The 10850-nt window shown below is 67.4% G+C and carries 11 protein-coding genes and 1 riboswitch; of the genes, 4 read left to right on the top strand and 7 right to left on the bottom strand.

Annotated elements, in window-relative coordinates:
* Nucleotides 1–142: 142 nt before the first annotated feature.
* Nucleotides 143–2953 (bottom strand): aminomethyl-transferring glycine dehydrogenase, encoded by a 2811-nt coding sequence (gene gcvP, locus ACFWVD_RS10595; protein WP_379241777.1) that lies wholly within the window; start codon nt 2951–2953, stop codon nt 143–145.
* A 159-nt stretch (nt 2954–3112) separates the two neighbouring features.
* A riboswitch (glycine riboswitch) is annotated at nt 3113–3212 on the bottom strand.
* 212 nt (nt 3213–3424) lie between these two features.
* Here gcvP and ACFWVD_RS10590 point away from each other — a divergent pair.
* The gene (locus ACFWVD_RS10590; RefSeq protein WP_379241776.1) at nt 3425–3781 is read left to right on the top strand and encodes a DoxX family protein; all 357 of its coding nucleotides are present in this window, start codon (nt 3425–3427) and stop codon (nt 3779–3781) included.
* 19 nt (nt 3782–3800) lie between these two features.
* On the opposite strand, the gene ACFWVD_RS10585 is transcribed toward ACFWVD_RS10590, so the two are convergent.
* From ACFWVD_RS10585 to ACFWVD_RS10560, 6 genes are all read right to left on the bottom strand, one after another.
* On the bottom strand, nt 3801–4358 hold the full coding sequence (locus tag ACFWVD_RS10585; protein ID WP_379241775.1) for a MerR family transcriptional regulator: 558 nt from the start codon (nt 4356–4358) through the stop codon (nt 3801–3803).
* A gap of 159 nt (nt 4359–4517) precedes the next feature.
* Nucleotides 4518–4991 (bottom strand): bifunctional nuclease family protein, encoded by a 474-nt coding sequence (locus tag ACFWVD_RS10580; RefSeq protein ID WP_056817654.1) that lies wholly within the window; start codon nt 4989–4991, stop codon nt 4518–4520.
* Between the two features lie 157 nt (nt 4992–5148).
* Nucleotides 5149–5931 carry a MerR family transcriptional regulator gene (locus ACFWVD_RS10575; RefSeq protein ID WP_379241774.1) on the bottom strand — a complete coding sequence of 261 codons (783 nt, stop codon included), beginning with the start codon at nt 5929–5931 and terminating at the stop codon, nt 5149–5151.
* Nucleotides 5932–6010: 79 nt separating this feature from the next.
* On the bottom strand, nt 6011–6496 hold the full coding sequence (locus ACFWVD_RS10570; RefSeq protein WP_379229676.1) for an FHA domain-containing protein: 486 nt from the start codon (nt 6494–6496) through the stop codon (nt 6011–6013).
* A gap of 176 nt (nt 6497–6672) precedes the next feature.
* Nucleotides 6673–7071 (bottom strand): glycine cleavage system protein GcvH, encoded by a 399-nt coding sequence (gene gcvH / locus ACFWVD_RS10565; RefSeq protein ID WP_379241773.1) that lies wholly within the window; start codon nt 7069–7071, stop codon nt 6673–6675.
* Between the two features lie 42 nt (nt 7072–7113).
* The gene (locus tag ACFWVD_RS10560) at nt 7114–7755 is read right to left on the bottom strand and encodes a CDP-alcohol phosphatidyltransferase family protein (protein ID WP_379241986.1); all 642 of its coding nucleotides are present in this window, start codon (nt 7753–7755) and stop codon (nt 7114–7116) included.
* Nucleotides 7756–7870: 115 nt separating this feature from the next.
* Here ACFWVD_RS10560 and ACFWVD_RS10555 point away from each other — a divergent pair, with 115 nt between their 5' ends.
* From ACFWVD_RS10555 to ACFWVD_RS10545, 3 genes are all read left to right on the top strand, one after another.
* Nucleotides 7871–9268, top strand: coding sequence for a DUF2252 domain-containing protein (locus tag ACFWVD_RS10555; protein ID WP_379241772.1), 1398 nt, complete (start codon nt 7871–7873; stop codon nt 9266–9268).
* Nucleotides 9269–9358: 90 nt separating this feature from the next.
* The gene (locus ACFWVD_RS10550; RefSeq protein ID WP_379241771.1) at nt 9359–10237 is read left to right on the top strand and encodes an NERD domain-containing protein; all 879 of its coding nucleotides are present in this window, start codon (nt 9359–9361) and stop codon (nt 10235–10237) included.
* Between the two features lie 22 nt (nt 10238–10259).
* On the top strand, nt 10260–10850 hold the full coding sequence (locus tag ACFWVD_RS10545; protein ID WP_379241770.1) for a phosphatase PAP2 family protein: 591 nt from the start codon (nt 10260–10262) through the stop codon (nt 10848–10850).

Raw genomic sequence — 10850 nt, 5'->3', positions numbered from 1 at the left:
CAAATAGTTTGTTACACGCGAACAATACGGGCCCAAAGAATTCACCTTCAGCAACCCTGTCGCGACCCAACCGTCACCTGGCCCGCCCGAACGACAACGGGCCCCGCCGAACAGTTCGGCGAGGCCCGCTCTCGGGTGTCGATCAGTCTTCGTACGAGTCCATCGGCGGGCACGAGCAGACCAGGTTCCGGTCACCGAACGCACCGTCGATGCGCCGCACCGACGGCCACACCTTCGGGCGCGCGTGACCGATGCCGCGCGGGTACACGGCGGTCTCACGGCTGTACGGGTGGTCCCATTCGCGCACCAGGCTGGCCGCGGTGTGCGGGGCACCTCGCAGCGGGTTGTCGGTCACCAGCCAGACACCGGCGGCGACCTGGTCGATCTCGCCGCGGATGGCGATCATGGCCGCGATGAACTCGTCGATCTCCTCGAGGTTCTCGCTCTCGGTGGGCTCCACCATCAGGGTGCCCGCCACCGGGAAGCTCATGGTCGGGGCGTGGAAACCGTAGTCGGCCAAGCGCTTTGCCACATCGTCGACGGTGACACCGGTCTGCTTGGTGATCTCGCGCAGGTCCAGGATGCACTCGTGCGCGACCATGCCGTTCTCGCCGGTGTACAGCACCGGGAAGTAGGCGTCGAGGCGGCGGGCGATGTAGTTGGCCGACGCGATCGCGGTCAGGGTCGCCGCGCGCAGGCCCTCCGCGCCCATCATCCGGATGTAGGCCCAGGTGATCGGCAGGATCGACGCGGAACCGTAGTTGGCCGCGGACACCGCGTGCGAACCGGCTTCGAGGGGGTCGCCGGGCAGGTACTGCGCCAGGTGCGCACCGACCGCGACCGGGCCGACGCCCGGACCGCCGCCGCCGTGCGGGATGCAGAAGGTCTTGTGCAGGTTCAGGTGGCTCACATCGCCGCCGAACCGACCCGGACGGGCAAGGCCGACAAGGGCATTGAGGTTCGCACCGTCGACGTACACCTGACCGCCCGCGTCGTGCACGAGCGCGCACAGTTCGGCGACCTCGTGTTCGTAGACGCCGTGGGTGGACGGGTAGGTGATCATGATGCAGGCCAGCCGGTCTGCGTGGTCGGCGATCTTGGCGCGCAGGTCGTCGAGGTCGACGTCACCGTTGGCCCGGCACTTCACCACCTCCACGCGCATGCCGACCATGGCCGCCGAGGCCGCGTTGGTGCCGTGCGCGCTGGACGGGATCAGGCAGGTGTCGCGGTGGTCGTCGCCGCGATCGAGGTGGTAGCGGCGGATCGCGAGCAGGCCCGCGTATTCGCCCTGGCTACCGGCGTTGGGCTGCAGGCTCACCGCGTCGTAGCCGGTGATCTCGGCCAGCCACTGCTCGAGGTCGGTGATGAGCTTGCGGATGCCGGGGGTGTCTTCCAGCGGCGCGAAGGGGTGCAGGCGGGCGAAACCGGGCCAGGTGATGGGTTCCATCTCGGCGGTCGCGTTGAGCTTCATCGTGCAGGAACCGAGCGGAATCATGCTGCGGTCCAACGCGATATCTTTGTCCGACAGCGCGCGCAGGTAGCGCAGCATCGCAGTCTCGGTGTGGTGGCGGGTGAAGGCCGGGTGGGTCAGGTAGTCCGAGGTGCGGGTCTCGATCGCGACCGGTTCGGTGCTGCCGCCCTGCTCGGGAGTCTGTGTGGTGCCGAAGGATTCGAGCACCGCGGCCACGTGCGCGTCGGTGGTGGCTTCGTCGCAGGCGATCGCGACGTGGTCGGCGTCGACCAGGCGCAGGTTGATGCCCTTCGACTTCGCCTTGGCGACAACGGCTTCCGCACCACCGGGCACCTGTGCGAGCACGGTGTCGAAGAAGGCGCCGTGCACGGCCGCCCCGCCGAGACCGGTAGCCACGGCGACAGCGTGGGCGTGCACTCGACGCGCGATGGCGCGCAGGCCGTTGGCCCCGTGGTAGCTGGCGTACATGGCGGCCACGATGGCCAGCAGCACCTGGGCGGTGCAGATGTTGGAGGTGGCCTTCTCGCGGCGGATGTGCTGCTCGCGGGTCTGCAGGGCGAGGCGGTAGGCCAGGTCACCGTCGGCGTCCACGGACACACCGACCAGGCGGCCGGGGAGCTGACGGGCGAAGGCGGTGCGCACGGCGAGGTAGCCGGCGTGCGGTCCACCGAAGCCCATCGGCACACCGAAGCGCTGGGTAGTGCCGAAGCACACGTCCGCGCCCTGCTCGCCGGGGGCGGTGATCAGGGTCATCGCGAGGAGGTCCGCACCGGCGGCGACCAGCGCGCCACGCTCGTGCGCGGCGGCGAACACCGGGGTCCAGTCGACGATGCGACCCGACGCACCGGGGGTCTGCACGATCACGCCGAAGAAGTCACCCTCGGGCAGCTGCCCGGTGGACAGGTCGGCTTCGACGATCTCGATACCGAGGGGTTCGGCCCTGGTGCCGATGATGGTCTTGGTCTGCGGGAACAGGTCGGCGTCCAGCAGCAGCCGGTTCGACTTGGACTTGCCGGCGCGGCGCAGCAACGTCATCGCCTCGGCGGCGGCGGTGGCCTCGTCGAGCATGGAGGCATTGGCCACGTCCATGCCGGTCAGGTCCGACACCATGGTCTGGAAGTTGAGCAGCGCTTCGAGGCGGCCCTGGCTGATCTCGGGCTGGTACGGGGTGTAGGCGGTGTACCAGGCGGGGTTCTCGAGCAGGTTGCGCACCAGCACCGGCGGGGTGAGGGTGTCGTAGTAGCCGAGGCCGATCATCGAGGTGGCCACGGTGTTGGCCGATGCGAGCGCGGCCAGTTCGTCGAGTACCTCGTGCTCGGAGGCGGGGGCGGGCAGCGCACCGAGGCCGGACTCGTCCAGGATCGTGGCGGGCAGCGCCGTGGTCGCCAACGCGTCGATGGACTCGACGCCGATGGTCGCGAGGATCCGGGCGAGTTCGTCGGAATCGGGTCCGATGTGGCGGTCGGCAAACGAACGGGTCACGGCAGCAGCTCCAGGTCGGGCGGGTCGACCGTAGGGTCGACGGATACCAGCCCTCCCCCTCTGTCTGTGCGCCTGAGAGATTCGGTAGCCGACCACAAAGACCGGTGTCCCTTTCCCCGTGGGCGGGCAGCCGGATGCCACCGCTTTCCAGAGGCGTCGAATCACCGTGCGGTCCCTGTTGCCTGAGAGATTGACGGGGAGGTGCTGCTCCTTCGGCGCCCGGATTCTCACGAATCAAGGACTCTCCCGCACGGCGGCGACGCCCGCCCAGTCTAGTGGCATTTGCGCCACGCCGAGAATTCGGGCCGGATTCCGGCGCGCAGAAGAGGCCGGCATCGGGCGGCGCGGCTCATCAGTGCGCCTGACCGTCTCCCGATGGCGCGAACGGGCTCACTGAATCATCATGGAGGACAACCGCATTCCGCGAGGGAGTGCCCGCAGTACAGCTGTCCCGCAGAAACGGAGAAATCGGTGTTCGCCGCCTACCTCACGGTCACCATCCTCGGCGCGGTCTTCAACGGCGCCGCCGCCGTCACCTACCTGATCGGCCACGAATACCCCAAGACCCAGGCGGATATGAAGGGTGTGCCCCGCAAGTGGGTGCCGGTGCTCGGCCTCCTGCTGGCAGCGGGCACCGTCGGCCTGCTGGCCGGACTGGCCGTGCCGCTGCTGGGAACCCTCGCTGCCGTGGGCCTGGTGCTGTACTTCATCGGCGCGATCATCGCCCACCTGCGAGTGGGCTCCCGCAATGTCGTCGGCGGGATCGTGTTCCTCGCTACCGCGGTGGCCGCCTTGACGCTCGGCCTGCTCTATCACGGCGCCTGGTAGCCCCGCGGCACGAGGCGAACTAACCGGTCTTGCGGTTCTCCCGCACCTTGCGGCGGAAGGACAGCTCGTCTTCGGGTCGGTCGGTGATCGCGGTGGCGCGTTCGGCCGGGAAGGCGGCGATCGCGCCGGTCAGCTCACGCATGGCACCGCCGACGGCGATGCCGAATACGCCCTGGCCGCCCTGCAGTAAATCGACGACTTCCTCGGGTGACGTGCACTCGTACACCGAGGTGCCGTCGGAGAACAGGGTGATCCCGGCCAGATCGCCCACGCCACGACTGCGCAGGTGATCGACGGCGATCCGAATGTTCTGTAAAGAGATGCCCGCGTCCAGCAGCCGCTTCACGATCTTCAGGACCAAGATGTCCTTGAACGAGTACAGCCGCTGACTGCCCGAACCCGCGGCGCCCCGTATGGACGGCACGACCAGCCCGGTGCGGGCCCAGTAATCCAGTTGCCGGTAGGTGATGCCCGCGACCTGACAGGCGCTGGGCACCCGGTAGCCGACCAGATCGTCCGGAACCGAATCGTCCGGGAACAAGCCAGGCTGTACGACATCCTGCGTCTGTTCTTCCACTGACCGCTCCTTCTGCCGACGTTCTCGGGTCGCCAGTCACGATGGATGTTGCCCGACTTTCGAGGTTACTCCTGCCATTGTCCGACCTGCGGTGTTGTCTGACCAAGCACCTGGACCAGCGATTCCCTCGACCTCTACTTCAGGTTTACCAATTCGTGATCAGCTGTCGGTGGCCTTGAAATCGTCAGGCGAGACCGACTCGAGGAACTCCTTGAACTTCTCGACCTCGTCCTCACGTTCGTCGGGCATGACCAGTCCCGCTTCCGCCAACACCGGCTCCTCGGCGTAGATCGGGCACCCCACGCGCAGCGCGATCGCCACCGAATCCGAGGGGCGCGCGGAGACCCGCAGGTCGCCGTCGAAGACCAGATCGGCGTAGAAGGTGCCCTCCTGCAGATCCACGATCCGCACTTCCTTGAGGGTGTGGCCCAGGTCGGTGATGAGGATCTTGATCAGATCGTGAGTCAACGGCCGGATCGGGGTTACCCCCTCCTGCTCGAGCACGATCGCGGTCGCCTCGGCCTGCCCGATCCAGATCGGCAGATACCGCTCCCCTGACGCTTCTCGCAGCAGCAGCACGGGCTGGTTCTGTGGCTGCTCGACACGGATGCCGATGACGCGCATCTCACTCATGAAGTGTCCTGCCTCCCATACTCGCCGCCGGCCGGCACGACAGCTGCACAGCTGGCCGTATCAACGAGTCTAGGCGAATTCTGGGGTGTGTATCGGAGTCGTTCGAGCCGAAATCGGTGTGTGGCCGGGGCGATACCTGATCACCGTGCCGGGTGTGTCAGCCGCCGAGGGCCGCGCGCACGGCGGCCTTCACCAGTGCGGCGTGCAGGTTCAGTGAGATCGCGGCGAGCTCGCGCACGGTTTCCTCGGCGCGGGCGCGCGCGTCGGCGTCGCGACTCTTCGCGATCGGCGCGGCGATCTGCGCGATGAGCGCGGCCTCACGGTCGGCGGCGAGTTTGAACGCGCGCAGATGCCGTGCCTCCAAACCGAATTCGGCCATCGCCTTGGCCGCGTTGGCCAGGGTCACCGCATCGGATTCGAAGAACCCGCCCGCACCGGGCACGATCAGTCCCGCGTGCAGGAGATCGTCGAGGAAGCGGTCGTCGATGTCGGCCTTGGCCAGCAGATCCGCTCGGGTGAGCCGCACGCCGATGTCCACGCGCAGTTCTTCCGGGGTGATCTCGCCGGGAACGACACCGAGGCGTCGCGGCGGGGTATGGCTTTCGCCGTGGACACCCACGGAACCGGACACAGCGTGCCCGGCTTCCGCGGTGCCGTGGTGGGAGTGTGCGCGGGCGCGCGCTTCACGCACGCCCAACGTCGCCGCACCACTGTCGATCGCTTCCAACTGCTCCTTGATCACCTTCAACGGCAGGTACTGATCGCGTTGCGCGGTCAGCACGAAACGCAGCCGTTCATAGTCGGAGCCCGAGAACCGCCGGTATCCCGACGGTGTGCGCTCCGGCCGGATCAGGCCCTCGGATTCGAGGAACCGGATCTTGGAGATGGTGATGTCAGGAAAATCTGGTCGCAGCAGGTCGAGTACGGAGCCGATCGACATTCCTCCGCGCGCCCACTGCGCCGCCCCTGTCACAGCACTGTGCCCTTCGCGAACCTCGCGGACACCAGTACCGTAGGGGTCATCGCGACCCCGCGCCCGACGCCGATTCGTTGGCCTGCGCGCGCGGACCGGTCAGGAAGACCAGTCGGAACTTGCCGATCTGGACCTCGTCGCCGTTCTGCAGTTCCGACGAATCCACCGGTTCCCGGTTGACGTAGGTGCCGTTGAGGCTGCCCACATCCACCACCTGGAACGAGTCATCGTCCTGACGGAACTCGGCATGCCGACGGCTGACGGTGACATCGTCGAGAAAGATGTCACTGTCGGGATGGCGGCCTGCCGAGGTGGTCGGCTGATCCAGCAGGAAACGCGAGCCCGCGTTCGGGCCACGCTTGACCACTAGGAGGGCCGCGCCGGCAGGCAGGCCCTCGACGCCCTGAACCGGCTGTTCGCCGGCCGGCTCTGCGGAGCGCGACGCGTCGACCTCGTTGAGGAAGTCCGCGCGGAAGACCGATGTCGTCTCGGCCGCGGTTTCCCCGTAACCCGGGTCCCTGTTCTCGCTCACCGTTTCTCTCCTCCTCGAACCTGATTATCCATGCAAACAGGTGCTGTATTCGGCGACACGACCGGCGCGATCACATCGCCAGGAAAGATCCCGGCGTCGATTCCCCGACGTATCCGCTTGGCTTTGACCGTACCCTGCCGGGGCGTGCCCGTGCAGGGAGAACTGTGAAGGCTGCGTCAGCCCCCGATAACTCCTTGGTAACCCGCCGCATCCAGCAGTTCACTCAGCAGCGCGTCCAGGGTGGCCTCGTCGTCGAACGAGAGCTCGAACAGCCAGCCCGCATCGTACGGATCGGTGTTCAGTGTTTCCGGTGCCTGCACCAGATCCTCGTTCACCGCAACGACTTTGCCGCTCAGGGGTGCGTAGATGTCGGACACGCTCTTGGTCGACTCGACCTCGGCGATGCTGTCGCCGACGGTCACGTCGTTGTCGACGTCGGGCAGTTGGACGAACACGACGTCACCCAGCTGTGACTGGGCGTAATCGGTGATGCCGACACGGACCGCCGTGGGGCTGGTCCGCCGCACCCATTCGTGCTCTTCGGTGTAGCGCAGTTCCTCAGGGGTCCGGGTCACTGGACGTCCTTTCCTCGTCGACGTTGCGCGTAACAGTATCGACTAGCTCCCGCGGTGCGGCACAGGCGGTGTCGATCGCGCCACCGCGACAGCCAGCCCCGCGTAGAGCACCCCGGTCCACACATACAGCGCTGTACCCCAGATCAGCAGCGCCCAACCGAACGCCCAGCCGAAACCCGCGCCCGCCCAGTCCATCTCCCCGGTCAGCAGCCACGGCAGCGCCGACATCAGCGCGAAGGTGGCGGCTTTGCCCAGGTAGATCACTTCCGGCGCGGGCAGTTCGCGGCGCTTGTAGACCGAAAGGCACGCGGTCAGTACCAGGTCGCGAGCGATCAAGATCACTGCCAGCCACCACGGAATCAGCCCGCGGGCCACGAACGCCACCAGGGTGGTGACCAGATACACCCGGTCGACGAACGGGTCCAGCAGCGCACCCAGCCGGGTGGACTGGTCGAGCAATCGGGCGAGTTTGCCGTCGAGGAAGTCGGTGAAACCGATGGCGATCATCATGATGAACGCCCAGCCGTCGGCATGCCGGACCACCATCAGCCACAGGAAGACCGGGATGGCGAACAGGCGCAGGATGCTCAAGACGTTGGGCACGGTCAGGATGCGGTCGCTGAACACACCACCGGTGTCGGTGTCGTGCGTGCTCGGCCGTCCCGATTCGGTTGCCACGCCCATGCTTACCGCAGCCACCCCCGCTCGCGCCATCCGGCCACGCCGAAACGCCGTGGATCCGCTGCGGTGTACCGCGTGGCGCCGCCGCCCGCGCGCGGACCCGGTAACCTGGGCAGTCGTGTCCGACAGTGGTATTGATCTGCGCTCCTACGTTTCCGCCGAGGACGCCCGCGCACGCGGCCGCGCCGCCAAGGCGAAGGTTCCCGTCACCGAGCGCGACCGCGCGGCGGAAAGTCCCGATCGACCGTCGGTGCGCGAATTCATCGACACCAGCAACCGTGGCCGCATCGAACGTCTGATCCCGTTGCGGATCGGCCGGATGATCGCCTCGCCGTTCACCTTCTTCCGCGGTGCCGCCGGGCTGATGGCCGCCGACCTGGCCGCGGGGCCCGACAGCGGTCTGACCGCCCAGATCTGCGGTGACGCGCACGCGGCCAACTTCGGCCTCTACGGCACCCAACGTGGCGAGATCGTCATGGACATCAACGATTTCGACGAGACCGTGCTCGGCCCGTGGGAGTGGGATCTGGAACGCCTGGCGGCGAGTTTGGTGCTGGCCGGGCGCGAGAGCGGCGCCGACGAGGACGACTGTTTGCGGGCCGCGCGCGATGCCGCCCGCTCCTACCGCAACACCGTGGCCGAACTGGCCCAGATGCCGTTCATGCAGTCGTGGACGGCCCTGCCCGACGAGTCGATCCTGACCAGTGCCAAGGCCGAGGATCTCCTGGACAACTTCAAGAAGGCCGCGAAGAAGGCTCGCAAGAACACCAGCGCCAAGGTGGTGGCGAAGTGGACGCAAGCCATCGACGACCACGAGACCGATATCCGCAAGCACCGTTTCGTCAGCGACCCGCCGGTGCTGACCGCGGTCGACGAGCAGGTCTGCAACGCGGTCATCGACGGACTGCAGCAGTACGCGGGCACCATTCGCGAATCCCGGCGCAACCTGTTGGACCGGTTCGCCGTGTCCGATGTCGCCTTTCGCATCGTGGGCACCGGCAGTGTCGGGCTGCACAGTTATGTGGCGCTGCTACACGGCAACGAGGGTGAAGCGGTGGTGCTGCAGGTGAAGGAGGCGCGCCCGTCTTCGCTCACGCCGTTCCTGCCGCCGACCACACCTCGGCACGAGGGCGAGCGGATCGTGGTCGGCGCGCGGACCGTGCAGTCCGAAACCGACATTCTGCTGGGCTGGACCACCATCGAACTCGACGAATCGACGCCGTTCATCGTGCGCCAGTTCCGCAATCTCAAGGGCAGTATCGACCCCGCGACCCTGTCGGCCGACGACCTCGACGATTACGGCCGCCTGGCGGGCGCACTGCTGGCCCGCGCGCACGCCCGCTCGCTGGACCCGCGCGCGCTGGCGGGTTACCTGGAAACCGACGATGACGACGACGACCGGTTCGAGGAGTCAGTGGCCCGTTTCGCGGTGCGGTACGCCGACCGCACCGAGGCCGACCACGCCGAGCTGGTCGCCGCGGTGGAGGCGGGCACGTTCGCCGCCGAACAGGATTGATCCAGCTACGATGTACGCCAACGGTTCTCGGCTCGATTTCGCCACGCCGGCGCGAACGACCAACGAAGGGCGGTCTCCATGCTCGTGCGCGTGCAGAACCCGGCTGGCAGCGATGCCGAGTCGGCGCTGATCGACTGGATGCGCACCTGGAAGGACCTGTCCAGCCCGCGCGGCGTGGCCACGATCAACTGCAGCCTGTTCCATGCCGACAAGCTGCACCAGTTCGACGCGGTGGTCTGGACTCCGACCAGCTGCGTGGTGATCGAGGCCGAGACGTTCACCGCACCCCAGGACGGCGTGCTGGAGATCCCGCTCAACGGCCCGTGGATGGTCTCCGGTGAGCTGGCGCAGTTCGCGGGCGCGGAGAAGTCGACGCCGCTGGAACGCTCGCGCGACCACACCTTCGCCCTGCAGGACTATCTCGCCGCGCGCGGTCTTGGCCAGCGCGCGGTGCACGGTCTCGGCCTGATCGTGCCGATGCCCGGCGCGCAGATCGACGTGCATCAGGGGTGGAGCGACCCGAGTTTCGATGTGATCGTCACCGACGACCCGCACCGCCTCGAAGAGTATTTCGAGTTCCTGGCCGCCAAGGAACACAACCTGTGGACGGCCAACGACATCGCCATCGCGTTCCGCGGCCTCGGCATCCTGCCGTACCTGCCCGCACCGCAGGACCTGCTCAACGAGGGATTCCTGGGCCCGATCGATGTGACGCTGTGGCACGGCGGTCCCACCCAGGCGGCAGCGGAGCAGTACGCCGACGAACAGGCCGAGCTCGAGCAGCAAGCGCAGTCGCGGGGGTTGGTCGCGCCCTGGTACAGCCCGTGGAAGCTGTATCCGCGCGTCGGCGGCGATCTCGATTTCGGGGCCGCGTTCCTGCGAATCACCCTCGCCCTGGGCATGATCGTGGCCATCGTGTGGGTGCTGTGGTTCGTGGTCACGGCGGTGCTCACCTACGGTCCCGCCTGACCCGGCGGCTATCGTCGCGGGCGTGAATGTCCGCAGCGCCACCGTCGCCCGAGTGACCGCGATCGGTGCCGGTGCCGCCGTCACCGCGGCGATTCCGCTGACGTTTTCCGCGGGTGGCGGTGCGAGCGGGCTGGATTCCGCGGTCCCCGACGTCTCCCCCGGTCTGGCCCCACTGTTGGTGATCCCGAGTAACGCGCCGGTGGTCGCTGCGCTGTTGCTGGTTGCGTGCGCCTGGTTCGTGCTGCGTCGTCAGTGGTGGCAGGCGGTGACGATGCTGGTGGTGCCCGAAGTCGCGTTGGCGGTCAACACCTGGTTGTTGAAACCGTTGTGGGACCGGCAATTTCACGACTTCCTCGCCTACCCCAGCGGGCACACAGTCCATATGGTCGCTGTGGCAACGACTTTCGCGTGTCTGGTCACCGATCGACTGACGCGCGTCGTGGTCGCGGTGCTGACCGTGCTCGCACTGATCGTGATCACCCCCGGCATGGCCGCATTGGGGTACCACCGCCCCACCGATGTCCTCGGCGGGGCGGCAGCGGCCGTGGCCATGTCGATCACCCTGTGCTGGATCTCCGACGCCCTACGGGGTGGCCGAGAGCAGGGCGCCTGA

The organism is Nocardia sp. NPDC058666 (assembly GCF_042714895.1).
In the GTDB taxonomy this organism is placed as follows: Bacteria; Actinomycetota; Actinomycetes; order Mycobacteriales; family Mycobacteriaceae; genus Nocardia.
The sequence above is the reverse complement of the archived record's forward strand: the minus strand, read 5'-3'. Positions and strand labels throughout refer to the sequence as shown.